The following is a 19,036-nucleotide window of genomic DNA, read 5'->3' as shown; positions in this document are numbered from 1 at the left end:
CTACAATCTAATATGAAGCATTTGCCCATGTTTAGCCATGGACAAAGTATCCGAACATTTGTACTTTCCCGAGGGGTCAGCGGCTGCGCAGTGAAGCAAGGACATCTTCCATGTCCTGTGGAAGCGGAGCTGAGAATTCCATGTATTCGCCTGTTGCCGGATGAACAAAACCAAGAACCGCGGCATGCAATGCCTGTCCGTTCATTTTGATACCCTTGTTACGTCCATAGATTGGATCTCCCACAAGCGGGTGACCAATAAACTTCATATGCACACGTATCTGATGCGTTCGACCTGTCTCCAGTTTCAGTTCAAGCAGCGTATAATCGTTAATTCTCTCCGTAACATTAAAATGCGTGACAGCATGTTTGCTGTTACGTTCGGTCACGGTATACATTTTACGATCATTCGTATCGCGTCCAATAGGCGCATCGATCGTTCCCTGATCATGACTCAAATGACCATGAACAAGTGCGATATACCGGCGGTTTACACTGTGATCCTTCAACTGGGCAGCCAATGAGGCGTGAGCACGATCGTTTTTGGCAGCCATCAGCAGGCCTGACGTATCCTTGTCGATCCGGTGCACGATTCCAGGACGCAGCTCTCCGTTAATGCCGGAAAGATCTTTACAGTGATACATGAGTGCATTCACAAGTGTACCTGATGTATGTCCAGGTGCCGGATGCACCACAAGACCACGCGGTTTGTTAATGACGATGACATCGCTGTCTTCATATACCACTTCAAGCGGGATATCTTCGGCAATGATCTCTACAGCCGTTGGTTCAGGAACCCGAAGTTCAATCAGATCCCCTTCAGCTAATTTGGCATTAGCCTTTACAACAGCTCCGTTTACGGTAACCAGACCATCTCCGATCCATAGTTGGACCTGAGAACGGGAGACATCATCCATAGCTTCAGTAATATATTTGTCAATGCGTTCCTTCTTATGTTCAGCCGAAACGGTCCATTCCAATCGTTCATTGTCATTCATCAGGTCATCGTCTTGTGCAGACGTATCCCCAGTAGTTTGTTCTTCATTGTGCATTTTACTCATGATGTTCATTCCCTTCAATCTTCGCGGCTGCCTTCTCGCGCCGTCCCTCAAGAAACGTCTCTACAATAATCAGTGCAACCCCGATACAGATGGCCGAATCGGCGATATTGAAAATCGGAAACGTATAACTGCCAAAATTAAGCTGGACAAAATCCACGACTTCACCCGTCAAAGCGCGATCCAGGAAATTCCCGATGGCTCCACCAAGCACCAGACTAAGTGCTACTGGCAGCAATTTGTGCGGGGAGTTTTTCACTTTTTGCAAGTACCAGATCAAAGCAATCACCACGATCACGGTAACGACGATAAAAAACCAGCGTTGGTCCTGCAAAATACCGAAAGCTGCGCCTGAGTTGCGATGTGAAGTGATTACAAAGAAATTGCCTATAACCGGAATTTCTTCCCGAAGTTCCATTTGGGTCGCAATTAAATACTTTGTTCCCTGATCCACCAAAAATACGATAAAAGCGAGGATATAATACACCACGTTTGTTCGTCACTCCGTTCTTGTCTTTTCCAAACCATACCAGGCTTTACGCCAGACTTGTTCATTGTAGCACAGCTGTTTGGAAGTCGTCCACGACGGGCGTTTTCCCTTTCTTAATGGCAAAATCGATAACATTTCCCTTCTGTAATCAAGGGCTGATTGGCACATCCTAGACCGAGACCAAATTCGGATTCCAGACGGACAGAAAGGGGAAAACGATGGCACATCTTACTTCAGAACAAATCCAATCCTTGCGTTCCCAATTGATGGCTGAAAAACGTGGTATTGAACATCGGCTTGAGCAAAATGACCATTATGGCCTCAGTGGGTCCATGAGATTTCAAACGGGTGAATTATCCCCTATCGATAATCATCCCGGTGATGTAGCTACCGAAATGTATGACCGGGAGAAAGATATTTCCCTTTTGGAGCATGATGAATTCCAATTGGAGCGTATCGACTCTGCCCTGCATTCCATCGAAGAAGGCCATTACGGCACTTGCGCAGTTTGTCAGCAGCCCATTCCTTACGAGCGTATGCAAGCCGTTCCTTACACCAAGTACTGCATAAAACATCAGCCTGAAACTGTAGTATCCGATAACCGCCCAGTGGAAGAAGAGTTCCTCGCTCCGGCCTTTGGACGCACGAGTCTCGATGAGCGCGATGATCAGAATGGCTTCGATGGTGAAGATGCGTGGCAGATCGTTGAAAGTTGGGGCACATCGAACACACCAGCCATGGCTGAAGGTCGCGATATTGACAGTTACGATGTGATGGCCATTGAAGCTACAGATGAGGTTGAAGGCTGCGTCGAAGCCTATGAGAGCTTTGTAGCAACCGATATTTATGGTCATGACGTATCCATCGTTCGCAACAGACAGTACCGGCAGTATTTGGAGAATCGTGAGGGCGAAGGCTTGCTCGAAATTGACAACGATTCTGATCCATATGACATGTACTAGACATGCTCTACCTCTAATATGTGTTCAATTCAAGCTGACGTTGTACAATACGGACGATATCTGCAATATAATCTCCTACGATTGGCAGATTGAGGGCTCCCAGCACCTGTAACACATAAATGATGGTGGCCGCAAAAAAAGTAAAACCAATGGCGATCCCAACACCTCTTGCTGCGCCTGATAACAGGTTGAGCCCAATCAGTTTCCATGGCCGATTCAACAATTCCGTATATTGTGCAATACGTGAACGCTCAAGCTCGTTAGCGAGTCGGTTCGTCAGGGTATGGAGTTCCTCAATTTTGTCATTATCGCTGCGTGGTGGATTGGCTTGTGAAGCGGACGATGCCTGCTTGTCTTCATTCATGTGTTCGCTCAGTTCCTTTGGTATCATAGAGTAACTGCACAATAGAAATCATTGCCCATTTGCATAAAAACCAAACGAGCCAAGATACAGGGATTATTCCCTGAGTCTAAGGCTCGTTTGTCTATACTCTATATCCTTTCCTAAATGGAATAGAGATACTCTACTTCATTTAGGATCCATTTGTAACTTGAGTTCATCGATTCATCTGTATCAAAAGAGAATGGGGTTACACCTCGATATAAACGCCCATTGCTTTACCGCCAGCTTCAATGCGTTCCATAGCTTCATGGGTACCAAATGTGACTTCAGTAACGAGTACATTCTCACGCAGAACCTCATCAAATGCCTCGATTGCAGCCTGGAGCTCAGGATCAACATCCAGTGTCAGGCGTACTCTCTTCTCAATCGGCAGATCCAATTTTTTACGTGTGTCTTGTACGGAACGTACAACTTCACGTACCCAGCCTTCCTGTTCCAATGCAGTTGTGATCTCGGTGTTGAGTGCTACTGTAAGACCGTACCCCGATGCCGAAGCAAAACCGGACTTGGCTTGTTTCTCCACCAGCAGCTCTTCACTTGTCACCTGCAGTTCTTCTCCTTCCGGAGAAACCACATTCAGCACGCCTTCCGTCACCACTTTGCGTGTTTCATCCGCTGACATGCCTTTGAAGAAGTTCTGCAGGAAACCTACGTTCTTGCCATATTTTTTCCCCGCTACTTTCAGATTGAGTTTCAATGTGAAATCAACGAATTCGGCATCGTTATGCTCCGTACGGATACCTTTGACATTGATCTCATCCTTGATGATCTCTTCATAGCTCGCCAGATCAAATCCTTTATCAAGCGAAACGATTAACTCGGACAGCGGCTGGCGATTCTTGATACCTGTTTCGTTACGCACGTTACGAGCGAGTTCGACCACTCGGCGAGCTGTCTCCATATCCTGTTCGAGATCCAGATCGATCAACGCTTCATTAGCTGTCGGGTAATCTTCCATATGAACACTTTCACCTGTAGTCAAGTTCAGATAGATATCTTCCGCAAGCATTGGTGTGAATGGCGCAACCAGCTTGGCTGTGGTCACAAGCACCTCTGTAAGTGTGCGATATGCATCCAGTTTATCTTCGGTCAATCCACTTCCCCAGAAACGGTCACGGGAACGACGAATGTACCAGTTGCTCAGCTCATCGACGAAGGCTTCAATCGCTTTGGATGAATTCAGATAGTCATTGACGGACAGCGCCTTTTCCACAACGATGATCAGACTGTTCAGTCTTGACAGAATCCAGCGATCCAGCTTATGCGCTGAAGGCTTAAACGGATGTTCCTGTGGATCAAAACCATCAATGGTCGCGTACAACGTCAGGAATGCATGCGTGTTAACCAATGTATCCACCATTTTGGATTTCGCTTCACCCACAATGCCTTTGGAGAAACGTTTACTGTTCCACGGTGCACTGTCAGACAACAGAGCCCAACGGAACGCATCTGTACCATATTCTTCAATGACTTCCCATGGATCAATAACGTTACCTTTGGATTTCGACATCTTCTGACCGTTCTCATCCAATACGTGGCCTGTTGCCATAACCGCCTTGTAAGGTGCTTTGCCTGTCAAAAGAGTAGATACAGCCAGCAAGCTGTAGAACCAGCCACGTGTTTGGTCAATCCCTTCGCAGATCATATCCGCAGGGTATTGCTGTTCAAACGTTTCTTTATTTTCAAACGGATAGTGCTGCTGGGCAAATGGCATGGAACCACTGTCAAACCAGACATCAATCACTTCCGGAGTACGTTTCATCTCATATTTGCCACAGGAGCTGAGTACTTTGACTTCGTCTACGTATGGTTTGTGCAGTTCCAGGTTCTCTGGTACATCTCCAACGGCACGTGCACGCAGCTCAGCGATGCTGTGCGGAGCGAACTGTTCGCCAGTCTCTTCACATACCCAGATGTTCAGCGGTGTTCCCCAGTAGCGATCACGGCTGATGTTCCAATCCACCAGATCTTCCAGGAATTTTCCGAAACGTCCTTCACGAACGTGGCCTGGGTACCATTCCACTTCACTGTTGTTTGCAATCAGTTGATCCTTGATCGCTGTGGTTTGGATAAACCAGCTGTCCATTGCATAGTAGAGAAGCGGTGTATCACAACGCCAGCAGAATGGGTAGCTGTGCTCATATTTCTCTTTGCTGAACAGGCGGCCTTTCTCGGACAGACTTCTCACGATATCAATATCGCAATCCTTAACGAAGCGTCCCGCGAAATCGGTAACCTGTGTCACAAATTTACCTTCAAGGTCCACCATGTTGACAAAACTGATGCCATTCTCGCGGCATACCCGGTAATCGTCCTCACCATGTGCTGGAGCCATGTGTACAATCCCTGTACCACTTGCATCCGTTACAAAGCTTGCACCCAGAATGACGTTCGTTTTTTCAGCCTGCACGTAGTTGAATGGTGGATCATACGTTTTACCAACTAAATCAGAGCCTTTCAGTGCACCAATGACTTCATACTTGCCTTTCGAGTCCTTCATGACTTTTTCCACGAGATTGGTTGCCATGATATACACTTCTTCGCCCTGGCGTACACGAGAATAATCCATGTCCGGATTAACCGCGAGTGCAACGTGTGAAGGCAGTGTCCAAGGCGTAGTCGTCCAGGCAAGCACAAATTCGCCGCTGTCATCCAGCTTAAATTTGGCTGTGGCACTAAGATCTTTGACATCCTTGTACCCTTGGGCAACTTCATGGGAACTCAGGGTAGTCTGACAAGATGGACAGTATGGACTCACACGATGTCCGCGGTAGAGAAGTCCTTTTTCATGAATCGTAGCAAGGATATTCCATACACTCTCAATGTAATTGTTGTCCAGCGTGATGTACGGGTTATCCATATCTGTCCAGTAAGCAATACCTTCTGTCAGATCACGCCATTGCTGTTCATATTCAAATACGCTCGCTTTACATTCGTTGATGAATTTTTCCACGCCGTAATCTTCGATCTCCCACTTATGGGAAATGCCGAGCTTCTTCTGTACTCCAAGCTCAACAGGCAATCCATGCGTATCCCAGCCCGCTTTACGAACCACGCGGTAACCTTTCATCGTATTGTAACGTCCTACAAAGTCCTTAATAACGCGTCCCAGCACGTGACCGATATGCGGCTTGCCGTTTGCCGTTGGCGGTCCTTCGTAAAACACGAAATTCGGTTTGCCTTCACGGTTCTCGATTGATTTCTTAAACGTATTTTCCGTTTTCCACTTGTTTAGCATGCGTAGTTCTCTAGCGCGTGCTTTTTCTTTGACATCCACTCTTTGCATCATGATCTTCCTTTCAATAATTGGATTGTGGACCGTCCACAATTCACATTTTTGGACACAAAAAAACCCCATCCCTGGAAAGGGACGAGGTTGTGCTCGCGTTACCACCCTAATTCTGTTCATCACAAACCATATCCAATCACATGGGTATGCTTTGTCATTAACAGCACTTGTGCCCCGCTTCACTACAGCAGGGTGCCGATATAACGTTCGGCTTACGGTTTCGCTTACGCACGGCCATTCATCACCGCTTCAGCGTCACTTCTCCGGGGAGATATTCGGCTATAACTCATCCATTGGCTTGCACCAAACGCCAACTCTCTGAGGGATGAGATCATAACGTACTTGAACCCGTCATGGAATCATTATTCATTATGAATATAGTTATAGCCTCTTTAGAGTCAAAAGTCAACCGGGCAGTCAGACTAATAAATTTCCTTCATTTCCCGTTCACGATCACGGACTTCCTGTTCGCGACTCTCCAGTGCTTCCCATCCATCCTGGGACAGCAGTTCGAGCTGAGCTTCAACAAGCGTACGGAAACGCGCCCGGTAGATCGAAGCCTGCTTTTTCAGTTCTTCCACTTCCAAAGCAATCTTGCGGGATTTCGCCAAGGACTCGTTCACGATCCGGTCAGCATTTTTCTCTGCTTCCTTCACAATGAGCTGTGCTTCCTTCTTCGCATTGTTCTTCACATCGTCGGCTGCTTCCTGCGCTATGATAATCGTTTTGCTGAGCGTCTCTTCAATTGTAGCAAAATGATCCAGTTTCTCCTGAACGGACAGCAACTGATTGCTCAGCTCTTTGTTCTCGCGAATGACGCCTTCGTAATCTTTGATGACTTGATCCAGGAATTCATTGACTTCATCCTCGTCATACCCGCGCAAGCGTCGGGAAAATTCCTTGTTATGTATGTCCAGCGGCGTTAATGGCATGCTGTCCACCTCCTGTTAAAGTTCCTTCCCGTTCCGAGAAGGTTTGCAGCACATGGGTATCACCCAAAGGGTCGTATGCAAGATGTCATATAGCAGCTTGAACGACTTGCACTTGCAGAATCGACGTTCTGATTCCAATACGGTTATATCGACTTTGCACTTCAATGTATATCGGAAACAGCGAATGTTTTTTACACCTTTATCTTAAACATTTCGACAAGAAAACGGGTTTTCCTGCAATGCCGCTAAGCAAATTTGCCGATTTTTACACGACAACGTCCCTTTTTGGTCATCCCATCCTGTTCCAGCACCTTGAAACGGCCAAAACCTTGAATGGAGACCACGTCCCCGGCTTTCAGAGCTTTGGACGGATCTTCCTCGACTTTCCAATTTACCCGGCATCGGCCCGCTTTGATGGGAACTAGAACTTTACTGCGACTCAGTCGGTACACATCCGCACAAATTCCGTCCAGACGCAAGGATGCAACAGTGATATCCATCGTCTCCAGTTTGCTCTCCGACCACCTCATCTGATCCAGAGGAAGCAGCTCTGTAAACACATGAACCCGATGAACCTGGGTCAATTGAAGCGATAAAAAAGCGCCGGTCTCCGCTGCCACCACGGTGTGGCATCCGTCATCCAGCACTTGGATATCTCCGATCTTGCCGCGTTTCAGTCCAAGCCCGAGCAAGGCTCCCATGTAGTCCCCGTGCTCCAGCTCTGTAATTTTCTGATCATCTGACGTGATGCTAAGCACCTGCATACCCATATCCTCATCATCGAGATACCGATAATCTGGCGCAATCAGCGCACGTTTGCGTTCAGCTGCCTCGTAGCCTCCGTCCAGACGAATCTGGACGTCATTGCGACGATTGACAAGCGTTTGCAATATAAAGGCCTGTCTTGGGTCAAGAAAGTCCGTTAGCTTCATATCATGAAGCTTGCCAGCGCGTTCCACCCAATCCGAGGCTTTATCCACGAAGTCACGCTCATCATGGCTAAAATGTTCGTAAATTTCACCACTCATCTATGTTCACCCTACCCTATCAGAAGTAGCTGATGATCGAGAGCAAACCTGATCTCGCCAGTTGAAGAGTAATTAACGCAACGATTGGTGAGATGTCCAGCATGCCGAACAAAGGCGGAATGAAACGTCTGAAAGGACTCAGATAGGGTTCCACCAATTTGGCAAGCCACTCACCAATGACGCTCTCCCGCGCGTTCGGAAGCCACGACATCAATACATATCCAATAATCATGTAGAAATAAATCTCAAACAGGTAAAACACGACGACTTGAAGTTGATACAAAAGCGGCTCACCTCATTCTGTTGTAATCTTGCTCGCTGTCAGCCAGTATTTCCGTAATTGCTCCTTGAATTTCAACGGTATCCGGCGTACAGAGAAAAATGTTGCCGCCAATTTTAGAAATTCCCCCGCCCAGTGCGTAGACTGTCCCACTCAAAAAATCAATAACGCGCAGTGCCTGATCTTGGCGCACCCGCTGCAGGTTCACAACCACTGTACGATGTGAACGAAGGTGATCGGCAATTTCTTGAGCCTCGTCATAGGAACGCGGTTCATAAAGGACAACTTTAACATTTTTCTGGGAATGAATGCTCACAACATTATTCCCCCTTTGGTTTCTACGTTTATCTAGACTGGAGGTTTCAGCTTCCTGTTGTTCAGATTCAGCCTCCTCTTGTGCAGCCAAACGTTCGCGTTCCACAATCTCTTCCTCTTCTTGAAGACCAAGGAAATTCATGAATTTATTCATTACGCCCATCGTGAACCCTCCTCTTTTCCTACGAGAATTGATCCCAGCCGTACCCATGTTGCCCCTTCTTCAATCGCCACTTCAAAATCATTGGACATTCCCATCGATAGCTGAGTCAATGGTTCCGATGTCAGCGCTTGTCCATTCAAATGGTCTCTCAGCTCACGCAGTCCACGAAATACGGGACGCGTAAGCTCCGGATCCTCTTCGTGGGGAGCCATGGTCATCAGACCGACGACCTTCAAGTTGCTGAAGCTGCTGATCTCACGCAAAAATGAAATCGCCTGTTCGGGCTGCAATCCATATTTGCTCTCTTCACCCGAAATATTCACCTGCAAAAATGTTTCCACTTGTGTCCCCAGAGCAGCTGCCTTTTTGTCCAGCTCCTTGGCCAGAGACAAACGATCCAGTGAATGTATGTAGCGGAATTTGCCTATGACGTCTTTCACTTTGTTGGTCTGCAAGTGACCGATAAAATGCCATGTTCCTTGCTGACCAAATGCTTCCCACTTGGCTTGTGCATCCTGCCAGCGGTTCTCTCCAATATGCTCAAGGCCACTTTCCAGCACAGCGCCTGTCGTTTCAAGGGAGACGTACTTCGTGACCGCAATCACATTTACGTCTTCGCGCTGACGGCCACTGCGCTGGCATGCAGCTTCGATCTTCTGATTTACCTGTTGAATTCGCTCCTCCAATGACACAGAGGGTCACCTCTCTTCCAGCCCAATCCAGCTCGCCATTCTTCCGGTCGTTCCATTTTCCTTGCGATACGAGAAAAACAGTTCCGGGTGGCAGCTTGTACACCACGTTGTACATTCGATATGATCCGGCAATATTCCTGCTTTCATCATAATGTGTCGATTACATTCTTTCAAGTTTAACATCGTCTTTCCATTTCCAGACGAATGATATGCTCGGCCCTGCACAGAGTTGTTGTATTCATCATTACCCGGAGCAGATTCAAACCAAACCCGTACATGCTGCATAACTGCCTCATCCACTTCATAACAGCAATCCCCAATGGAAGGGCCTATAGCTGTCCGGATATCCTGTGCCCGGCTTCCATATTCCCGTTCCATCGTTTCAACCATTGACTGGGCAATGCCGGCAACGGTCCCTTTCCACCCCGCATGAGCAAGCCCCACGGCTTGTTGCATCGGGTCGTAGAAATATAGCGGAACACAATCCGCATAAAAGGAAGTAAGCAGCACACCAGGTACATTGGTGACCAAGCCATCCGTGTCCTGCAGCGCTGACTGTCGATCCATCAGACCTCTACCTCGATCCTCAGCTCGTATAACGGCTACATGTTTGCCATGGACCTGTTCACCACACGTCCAGGCGCTCACCGAGAAACCAAGCTTTTCGGCCACCAGACGACGATTTGCCAAAACGTCTGAAGGATCATCGCCAACATGATAAGCGCAGTTTAGAGTGGCATAGGGTTTACTGCCCACCCCTCCCTCTCTTGTGGTAAACCCTGCCGTCATTCGGTTGAACTGTTCTCTCCACGGCTCCACATATAATAACAACGGATCTGGGCTTCCATTCACCACTTGATCTTCAGTCCGTTCGAAAAGTTGTTTATTCAGAACAAAGGGTTCCATTTTATCACCTCACAGCTTCCAGTGTACCAAATGAGCCACGTTCTGTCTTGATTATATCGTTCGACGCTGGCTTCGGTCCAATCGTTCCAGGCGTTCAACCCGCTCCACACGGCTGCTTTGCTGTTCATCATACATCTTTGCTTCGCGATCTCGCTCATCGTAGCTCGTTTCCCTGACTTCATCCAGTTTAACCAAAATAACATCCGAACCGATCTTAACAATGTTCCTCCAGGGAATAACCAGATCCGTTCCGCCCCCGAACAACCCCATGAACCGGCTGTAACCGGGTACCACGATGGCTTCGATTCGTCCCTGCTTTAGATCCAGTTCCAGATCACTAATCTGCCCCAGACGTTTGCCATCCGTGATGTTAATGACATCCTTTGTCTGAAAATCCGAGATCTTCATCCCTCTTTGTGCCGACTCACTTGCGTTTACTTTCATCTGTCGCTCGCCCCCCGCCTAGTCCGCTTATACCGTTCAACGCTTCTATACAATATATGTTTTATAGGCGAAAAATGTCCTGTTTTTCGGGGTATCCCTGAAATTAGTACAGCTTAATCCGAAACTGGGCGTTCTCTTTAAAGCCGCTCATTCGATCGCAGTTCTCTCCAGAGCTAATCGTATGTCTTTAAAAATAGAAAAAGACGACCAACGGATTTCAACCGTTAGACCGTCCTTGTGAATGAAGTGATGTTACGTCTTCACATGTTTCTGCATCTGCTGTATTGCCGATTTTTCCAGACGGGATACCTGAGCTTGGGAAATTCCAATCTCATCGGCAACTTCCATCTGTGTTTTGCCTTCAAAAAACCGCATGGACAGAATCATTTTCTCCCGCTGTCCGAGACGATGCATGGCCTCGCGCAGTGCAATTTCCTCAATCCACGACACATCCTTGTTTTTGTCATCACTGATCTGGTCCATCACATAGATTGGATCTCCACCGTCATGATAGATGGGTTCGAATAGTGATACCGGATCTTGAATGGCATCCAGTGCAAAAACTACATCTTCCTTGGGCACGTTCAATGCTTCGGAAATTTCGAATATAGTCGGTTCACGAGAATTTTTGTTGGTCAGACTGTCGCGAACCTGAAGCGCCTTATATGCGATGTCCCGTAATGATCGGGATACCCGGATCGGGTTATTGTCACGCAGATAACGACGGATCTCACCGATAATCATCGGTACTGCGTACGTTGAAAATTTGACATTCTGGGATAAATCAAAATTATCAATGGCTTTCATCAGGCCGATACAACCAACCTGGAACAGATCATCGACAAACTCCCCCCGATTGTTAAAGCGCTGAATGACACTGAGTACAAGCCGCAGGTTGCCATTCACTAATTTCTCTCTTGCTGAGCGATCATGGTGCTGCTGTAGGGAATGAAACAATTCCCGCATTTCTGTGTTGGTGAGGACAGGCAATTTTGCGGTGTCCACGCCACAAATCTCGACTTTGTTTCGGGTCATCGTGATTTACCTCCCAAGGAGAAACATTAATGTACATTATCTCCGGGGCAGGCTTTTTTATTCGTCCCTGGCATCCTTGCCATTAATACCCATTATATTAAAAGCACAAGATCAGACCATCTTATTAAACTCCTTGCGGAGTCTTTTAATGATTCTTTTTTCCAGACGAGAGATGTAGGATTGGGAGATTCCAAGCAAATCTGCGACATCTTTTTGTGTCTTTTCCTCCCCGTCCGTCAAGCCAAAGCGAAGCTCCATAATCATCCGCTCACGTTCGGTCAATTTTTCCAAGGCCTTATGGAGAAGCTTCCGATCTACCTGCTCTTCAATATTTCGATAGATTGTATCGTTCTCGGTACCCAGAACATCCGATAATAATAGCTCATTTCCATCCCAGTCAATGTTGAGTGGTTCATCAAAAGAAACTTCTGTCCGAATTTTGCTGTTACGCCGCAGGTACATCAATATTTCATTTTCAATGCATCGCGAGGCATATGTCGCCAGCTTGATTTTCTTTTCCGGATCAAACGTATTGACAGCCTTGATGAGCCCGATAGCTCCAATGGAAACCAGATCCTCAATGTTAATGCCTGTGTTTTCAAACTTGCGAGCGATGTACACGACCAGGCGAAGGTTTCGTTCAATCAGCATGGCGCGAATTGCAGCATCCCCTGAAGAGAGCTTTTGCAGCAAAAATTCCTCTTCTTCCCGCGTTAGTGGAGGCGGCAGGGCTTCACTGCCTCCAATATAATAGATCTCCTCACTCTTCAAACCAAGCAGAAATAACAGACGGTAATACTGCAGCTGCGCCACCAGTTTCCATTTCACAAGCATGTACGTTCCTCCTATACCACATTCAGCGGCTTTTCTGTTGCTCCCGCAGAGAGAGCCGTAGACTGCGCAGAGGCAGCGTCTTGCACAAGCTCAGGGTGAATGACCGCGCGGTACTTTCCTTCTGACGACAACACTCCGCCATCCAGCCCGATTAGTACTTTGGTTGTCTCATAACTCAGTTGATCCAATGTCACTCTCACCAGATCAGGCTTGATTGCCAGCATAAATGCCGTCCCCTTGTTGATACCACGATAGGGTACCAGTCTTAGTCGACCCTGCCAGCGAAAATCCTCCTGATCCAGCTCCATAATGAGGTTGTCCGGTGCTTCTTCCTTCAACCGGCCTTTCCAGGAAGCAGGCAGCATGTCTTGCCACAGTGAAACCTCCATCACCATAACCGGCAGACGGGAAAGAGGGTCCGTGAGTTGATTACCGGTATCGACAAGGCCTGTACAAGAAATAGTTACATCATCGATATAAACCAGCACTTGTCCCAGATAGGTTGTCATACGGTCTGATTTGCGCTTGGAACTTTGCACGGCTTTGAATAAAAACAGCACAGCAAAGAATACGATAAAAGTAAACCAGAAGGCGATCTTCAGATCAAAAGACATTCCGCCCGAGGCTGTATACCAAATTCCGTTAAACAGCTCGCCCGAACTCTGAAGCATGTAGTGTATACCTAAAATGCCTCCGGCAGCGACGAAGTTAATGACATAGAAGGTACCCAAATTCCTCAGAAACACCTGGAGGCCCTTAAAACCAAAAGCGATAAACAACATGACGAGTGACAAACCAAACTTGATCAAAAAGGTAAACATAAAATCAAACTCCGGTACAAACATCATAACGACATAGAGGGCGCCCACAATGGAAGACAGCAGCCATCTCCACCAAACCAGCTTCGTTTTGCGCATCCAGGCTGTAAGTCCGATGAGTGCACCGTCAATACACAGGTTTGTCAAAAAAATAAGATCAACATAAACGACCAACTCTTCACCTGCCTCGTACCAAATATCGGTATAGCGCTGTTCCGATATTCTATGAGCATACACACAAGTATAAGGAGCTTCCTGTTCAAAGTCTGTCTAATCATGGGGGTGTCGTCTCAACTTTTTTTGTCGTAATTCCTCGTGACCCTTGTTCAGAATTTGTTCATTTCTGTTTGATATGCTGTAGATAGAAAAACAGAAAAACCCGGTTTCTCCATAAGGAGAACCGGGTTTGAAGTTAAATATGAGTGCTGCTTAATCGTTATTGTTATTGCGTGAGCGATTGCGCAAAAATGTCGGAATATCCAGCTGATCACTGCTCGGTTGGTTCCCGAACGGGCGAAGATTAGGCGAGCGATTCTCAGCAGGCTCACTCGTTGGTACCGGTTTGCGTCCTGGTGGTGGTGAGACAGGCTTGTCTTCAAAACCAGTAGCAATAACCGTAACCTTGATTTCTTCTTTCAGATTTTCATCAATGATGGCACCGAAGATCATGTTCACTTCCGGATCGGATGCCGATGTAACGATCTCGGCAGCTTCATTCACTTCATAAAGTGACAGGTTGATGCCACCTGTGATGTTCATGATAACCCCACGAGCACCTTCAATGGACGTTTCCAGCAATGGGCTCATAATCGCTTTGCGAGCAGCCTCAGCCGCACGATTTTCACCTGTTGCTTCTCCGATTCCCATCAAAGCAGATCCGCGTTCAGTCATAATGGTTTTTACGTCTGCAAAGTCAAGGTTGATCAGACCCGGTACAGCGATCAGATCCGAGATACCTTGTACTGCTTGACGAAGTACGTTATCTGCTTGACGGAACGCCTCAAGCATCGGCGTCTTTTTATCTACGATTTCAAGCAAGCGGTCATTCGGAATGACAATCAGCGTATCCACTTTTTCCTTGAGAGCTTCAATCCCTTGCTCTGCATGGCTGGAACGTTTGCGTCCTTCGAAAGTGAATGGCCGTGTAACCACACCTACGGTAAGCGCACCGCACTCTTTGGCAATCTCAGCGATGACTGGAGCTGCACCTGTACCTGTACCACCGCCCATACCGGCAGTTACAAATACCATGTCCGCCCCTTTCAATGTGTTCATGATCAAATCGCGGGATTCTTCGGCTGCTTTTTTACCTACATCCGGGTTGGCACCTGCGCCAAGACCACGGGTCAGTTTATCACCGATTTGCAGTTTATGTTCGGATTTCGCCAGATGCAATGCTTGAGCATCCGTATTCACCGTTATAAATTCTACACCTTGTACACCATTTTCAATCATACGGTTGACTGCATTGCTTCCGCCGCCGCCTACACCGATGACTTTTATTTGAGCCAAGCTCTCCATCTCGAAATCAAATTCCAACATATTATTCCATCTCCCCCTCAATGTGCATGGATGGCCCGTCCAATTTTTGATTGAACCGAATCAATTTCATATATCGACGAACGAAGGCGTATATATTAATACCAGCGCATTCAGACGGCTTCTAGAAGTATGAAATAGATTCAACCTGTTATATAAATTCGCTGAACATATTTTTCAGCCGTTCGAACAAACCCGGTTTTTGCTCCGATTCCGGAGACGCACTCGGCTTAACACGGTTGGTCGGTTTCTTGTTGTTGTTATTATTATTGTTGCTGCCACCGCCGCTGCTTACCGATGGACGAATGCGCAAACTGCGAATTACACTGTGCAAAATGCCGACACCGCTTGTGTAGCCCGGGTCGCGAACACCGATGTAATCCGGAACAGCAATTCGTACCGATGCAGCAAGCTCATGCTGAGCTACTTGCAGAACCCCTGGCATAGAGACAGTTCCTCCCGTTAGTATATAACCTCCGGGAAGCTCCGTGTAACCGAGGCGCTTCACTTCTTGGGAAATCATCTGGAATATTTCCTGAACACGCGGTTCGATAATAGCAGCAAGGTCCTCCTGCGAGAATTCCTTGTCCACATTGCTGCCGATTCGCGTGACTTTGAACATGACGTCAGCCGCAGCATCATCAAGCCATGCGCAGCCATATTTCAGCTTCACCTTTTCGGCTTGATCTGTTAAGGTACGCAATCCATACGCAATATCGTTGGTAACAAATTCGCCACCGATCGGCAGGGTTGACGTTGCAACAAGACTGTCTTCCTCAAAGACAGCGATGGTTGTTGCACCTGCTCCAATATCAACAAGAACAGATCCCATCGTTTTTTCGTCCTTAGATAAAGCAAGCTGACCTGCTCCAAGTGACATGAGCACCAGATCGCTTACCTTCAGACCCGCTTTTTCCACGCAGCGCAAAAGATTATGTATCGCGGTTTTTGCACCCGTTATGATTGTTGCCTCAACTTCCAGTCGAACTCCAATCATACCCCGGGGATCCTGTATGCCCTCCAAGCCGTCTACAACGTACTGCTTGGCGACAACATCAATAATTTCCCGTTCCGGCGGAACCGCAATCACCTCGGCTGCTTTCAACACCCGTTCCATGTCTTCTTCTCCGATTTCACGATCCTCGTTAGACACTGCCACGACGCCGTGACTGCTCATCAGTCCGATATGATTTCCTGAGATTCCAACATATACTTCGGATATTTGAATACCTACCATACGTTCAGCATGATCCACTGCATTGCGGATCGACTGCACCGTCTGATCGATATCTACGATTACACCTTTGCGAATTCCCTCCGAGTCGGCAGATCCAACTCCAATAATATTAAAGGTTCCATTATTAATTTCCCCAATAATAGCGCGAATTTTGGATGTACCGATGTCCAAACTAACAATGATGTCATTGTTGCTCAAGTCTGTGGCACCTCCTGACTCCAATAGTAAAATTACGTTCGGGTTTAAACACTCTTAAAACATATTCAACACACGTTAGGCTTTCCCTCTTTTTTCTACAATTTTTTTGGGTGCCAAGATCTGGTTGTGAGACATAAAACCTTGAAGAAAAAAGAAGGAGACAACTGATGTGCCATAAGTTCAAGTGTATCATTTTTTCTCCGTCTCAGAAAGAACAACTTTCACGGATGAAACAGGGTCAAACCCCGACCCTGCTTGGACTTTTCATTAACTGCCATACATGATTAGCAAGAGGATCAGGGCGTTGCACCTGGCTCTTCACCATCTTCTGGGTCATCTGCGATAAAAGGCACGTACGTGTCTGCCTCAAGCATCGTGATTTTCCCTGGCCGCTCCGTCTCAATAACCTGATTCAAGTACTCCACCTTATCCGGCAGCTTGGAGATCGTGGTAATCACTTCAAACTGTGATTTGGTATACAACCGGATCTGATCCGGAAACGAAGGCGTAGGGTTAGGAATAATCTCCGATATATCCGTTGTCAATTCGTTTGGAATTTTGGCAAGCGTCTCACTCAATTGTTCTTTGAGCGGATCATCTGCTTTCCACTGTGTCAGAATGGGCTTCTCTACAGCAATTCCGATATTGGCCGGAACATTCAAGCTTGTCCCACTGGCCAGGATCGCCTGGAGTGTACCATCCGCTCCCAGTTCGTAAGCAACAGTCGGATACTCCTGAACCTTAATATGAACGATCCCCGGAAACTGTTTATCCACTGTCACATTCGCTACCGCTTTGAACGTCTTCAAACGCTCAATGACCTCAGCGGAGCTTGTCCCAAAAAACTGATCGCCTTCCTTCAAACCACTTTTCTCCAGCAGTTCGGAAGTTGTCGTGTATACATTACCCGTAATCTCAATGCTCGAAATCCGGCTCATGGAAGAGCGGAAGAACAGCACGGCAAGCAATACAATAAAAAGAAGTAACAGAATAAGAACAAGTTTACGGCTCGTGTTTCCTTTAGGCCGATTCTTCTTCAGAACCGGAATTTGACTTTTAGGCATAGGTCGCGCTCCACAAAGCCTTCGGTCCCCTCCCACAGCATTCTGAAGAAGGGGACTCAAAGGACGTTAATTGGCAAAATCCAGCTGTTTCGAAACGGGGGACTGTCGCTCAACCGAAGCTCCAAGGCTCTGGAATAACTTCTCGATGCGGTCGTACCCTCTGTCAATATGATGCACTTGCTCAACAACCGTTTTCCCCTGGGCAGCAAGGCCAGCAATAACCAGAGCTGCACCTGCACGCAGGTCGGTTGCTTCAACTGTAGCTCCGTACAAACGCGGGACTCCTCGGATAAAGGCTGCATTCAGATCGACCGAAATATCTGCACCCATGACGTTAAGTTCATCCACGTGCTTGAAGCGTCCCTCAAATACCGTCTCCTTCATTACACTGAACCCATCGGCCAAACTGAGCAGGACCATGATTTGCGACTGCAGGTCCGTCGGAAACGAAGGGTACGGTGATGTTACAATGCGATCCACAGATTTGGGACGGCTCATACAGCTCACCGTCATTATATCATTGCAGACCGTGATTTGAACACCAGTGCGCTTCAACACATGTATAAGGGAAGTAAGGTGTGCCGGGTTGCAGTGTGTCAGGGTAACATTACCTCTTGTCGCTGCTGCTGCAATCATGACGGTGCCGGCCACGATCCGATCAGGTATGATCTCGTAGGAACAAGGCTTCAGTTTCTCCACACCGTTAATCGTAATTGTATCGGTGCCGGCTCCAATTATACTTGCACCCATCGCGTTGAGAAAATGCTGCAAGTCCTGAATCTCAGGTTCTCTGGCTGCATTGAATATCGTTGTTGTGCCCTCAGCCGTAACGGCAGCCATCATGATATTTTCCGTGGCACCCACACTTGGGAAGTCCAGATGAATATCCGTGCCCACCAGCTTACGGCCCCGACAGATAATCTGTTGATCAAGCTCTTCAATTGATGCTCCGAGCGCTTCCAGGCCCCGGAGGTGAAGATCAATCTTGCGTTCTCCGATGGCACAACCACCTGGCTGGTATACGGATACTTGCCCAAACTTAGCCAGCAATGGCCCCATCAAGAAAATGGAAGAGCGCATCTGTTTCATCAGATCCTCAGGCACATCATATGACCGGATGGACGATGTATCAATCGTCACTGTTCCCTCTTCATGCCGACACGTGCATCCAAGCCGTTCCAGGATATACAGCATTACTTCAATGTCCAGCAAGTGTGGAACGTTGTGCAGCGTGACTTCTCCATCTGCCAACAAACTTGCAGCCATGATTGGTAAAGCGGCATTTTTTGCTCCATGGATGCGTATGGATCCTGAGAGGGGTTTCCCGCCTTCAATCACCAATTTGTCCAA

Annotated in this window: 19 protein-coding genes and 1 other annotated feature; of the genes, 1 reads left to right on the top strand and 18 read right to left on the bottom strand. The window is 47.4% G+C overall.

Annotated elements, in window-relative coordinates:
- Positions 1–76 precede the first annotated feature (76 nt).
- Positions 77–997, bottom strand: a complete 921-nt coding sequence (locus tag CHI14_RS18185) for an RluA family pseudouridine synthase (RefSeq protein ID WP_481856429.1) — start codon at positions 995–997, stop codon at positions 77–79.
- Positions 998–1,052: 55 nt separating this feature from the next.
- Positions 1,053–1,547: a signal peptidase II gene (gene lspA, locus CHI14_RS18180; RefSeq protein ID WP_095290000.1), complete on the bottom strand. Its 495-nt coding sequence runs from the start codon at positions 1,545–1,547 to the stop codon at positions 1,053–1,055.
- A 218-nt stretch (positions 1,548–1,765) separates the two neighbouring features.
- Between lspA and CHI14_RS18175 the strand changes: the two genes are divergently transcribed.
- Entirely contained in the window at positions 1,766–2,509 is a 744-nt protein-coding gene (locus CHI14_RS18175; protein ID WP_095289998.1) for a TraR/DksA C4-type zinc finger protein, read from the top strand.
- A gap of 13 nt (positions 2,510–2,522) precedes the next feature.
- Here CHI14_RS18175 and CHI14_RS18170 read toward each other — a convergent pair whose 3' ends face one another.
- The 16 genes from CHI14_RS18170 to murA all read right to left on the bottom strand — a co-directional run bounded on the left by CHI14_RS18170 (position 2,523) and on the right by murA (position 19,036).
- Positions 2,523–2,873, bottom strand: coding sequence for a DUF5665 domain-containing protein (locus tag CHI14_RS18170; protein ID WP_095289996.1), 351 nt, complete (start codon positions 2,871–2,873; stop codon positions 2,523–2,525).
- A gap of 226 nt (positions 2,874–3,099) precedes the next feature.
- On the bottom strand, positions 3,100–6,198 hold the full coding sequence (ileS, locus tag CHI14_RS18165) for an isoleucine--tRNA ligase (RefSeq protein ID WP_095289994.1): 3,099 nt from the start codon (positions 6,196–6,198) through the stop codon (positions 3,100–3,102).
- A gap of 77 nt (positions 6,199–6,275) precedes the next feature.
- Positions 6,276–6,565, bottom strand: a binding site (T-box leader).
- Between the two features lie 58 nt (positions 6,566–6,623).
- Complete coding sequence (locus tag CHI14_RS18160) at positions 6,624–7,133, bottom strand: DivIVA domain-containing protein (protein WP_056696170.1); 510 nt, start codon at positions 7,131–7,133, stop codon at positions 6,624–6,626.
- 245 nt (positions 7,134–7,378) lie between these two features.
- Complete coding sequence (locus CHI14_RS18155; RefSeq protein WP_095289992.1) at positions 7,379–8,161, bottom strand: YlmH family RNA-binding protein; 783 nt, start codon at positions 8,159–8,161, stop codon at positions 7,379–7,381.
- Between the two features lie 19 nt (positions 8,162–8,180).
- Positions 8,181–8,444 (bottom strand): YggT family protein, encoded by a 264-nt coding sequence (locus tag CHI14_RS18150; RefSeq protein WP_227779725.1) that lies wholly within the window; start codon positions 8,442–8,444, stop codon positions 8,181–8,183.
- A 7-nt stretch (positions 8,445–8,451) separates the two neighbouring features.
- Positions 8,452–8,919, bottom strand: coding sequence for a cell division protein SepF (locus CHI14_RS18145; protein ID WP_095289991.1), 468 nt, complete (start codon positions 8,917–8,919; stop codon positions 8,452–8,454).
- The gene (locus tag CHI14_RS18140) at positions 8,910–9,611 is read right to left on the bottom strand and encodes a YggS family pyridoxal phosphate-dependent enzyme (protein WP_095289989.1); all 702 of its coding nucleotides are present in this window, start codon (positions 9,609–9,611) and stop codon (positions 8,910–8,912) included. The genes CHI14_RS18145 and CHI14_RS18140 overlap by 10 nt, the downstream gene beginning before the upstream one ends.
- A 6-nt stretch (positions 9,612–9,617) precedes the next feature.
- Positions 9,618–10,517, bottom strand: coding sequence for a peptidoglycan editing factor PgeF (gene pgeF / locus CHI14_RS18135; protein ID WP_095289988.1), 900 nt, complete (start codon positions 10,515–10,517; stop codon positions 9,618–9,620).
- Positions 10,518–10,568: 51 nt separating this feature from the next.
- Positions 10,569–10,961: a YlmC/YmxH family sporulation protein gene (locus CHI14_RS18130; RefSeq protein ID WP_095289986.1), complete on the bottom strand. Its 393-nt coding sequence runs from the start codon at positions 10,959–10,961 to the stop codon at positions 10,569–10,571.
- A 252-nt stretch (positions 10,962–11,213) separates the two neighbouring features.
- Positions 11,214–11,996: an RNA polymerase sporulation sigma factor SigG gene (sigG, locus tag CHI14_RS18125; protein ID WP_095289985.1), complete on the bottom strand. Its 783-nt coding sequence runs from the start codon at positions 11,994–11,996 to the stop codon at positions 11,214–11,216.
- Positions 11,997–12,107: 111 nt separating this feature from the next.
- The gene (gene sigE, locus CHI14_RS18120; protein ID WP_095289983.1) at positions 12,108–12,830 is read right to left on the bottom strand and encodes an RNA polymerase sporulation sigma factor SigE; all 723 of its coding nucleotides are present in this window, start codon (positions 12,828–12,830) and stop codon (positions 12,108–12,110) included.
- Between the two features lie 11 nt (positions 12,831–12,841).
- Positions 12,842–13,822: a sigma-E processing peptidase SpoIIGA gene (spoIIGA, locus tag CHI14_RS18115; RefSeq protein ID WP_095290170.1), complete on the bottom strand. Its 981-nt coding sequence runs from the start codon at positions 13,820–13,822 to the stop codon at positions 12,842–12,844.
- 255 nt (positions 13,823–14,077) lie between these two features.
- On the bottom strand, positions 14,078–15,190 hold the full coding sequence (gene ftsZ / locus CHI14_RS18110; protein WP_095289982.1) for a cell division protein FtsZ: 1,113 nt from the start codon (positions 15,188–15,190) through the stop codon (positions 14,078–14,080).
- Between the two features lie 148 nt (positions 15,191–15,338).
- Positions 15,339–16,622, bottom strand: a complete 1,284-nt coding sequence (gene ftsA / locus CHI14_RS18105) for a cell division protein FtsA (protein ID WP_095289980.1) — start codon at positions 16,620–16,622, stop codon at positions 15,339–15,341.
- Between the two features lie 296 nt (positions 16,623–16,918).
- On the bottom strand, positions 16,919–17,686 hold the full coding sequence (locus tag CHI14_RS18100) for a cell division protein FtsQ/DivIB (protein ID WP_095289978.1): 768 nt from the start codon (positions 17,684–17,686) through the stop codon (positions 16,919–16,921).
- Between the two features lie 66 nt (positions 17,687–17,752).
- Positions 17,753–19,036 (bottom strand): UDP-N-acetylglucosamine 1-carboxyvinyltransferase, encoded by a 1,284-nt coding sequence (gene murA / locus CHI14_RS18095; RefSeq protein ID WP_095289977.1) that lies wholly within the window; start codon positions 19,034–19,036, stop codon positions 17,753–17,755.

Origin of the sequence: Paenibacillus sp. 7516 (assembly GCF_002272715.1) — a bacterium.
Lineage (GTDB): Bacteria > Bacillota > Bacilli > Paenibacillales > Paenibacillaceae > Paenibacillus > Paenibacillus illinoisensis_A.
The sequence above is the reverse complement of the archived record's forward strand: the minus strand, read 5'-3'. Positions and strand labels throughout refer to the sequence as shown.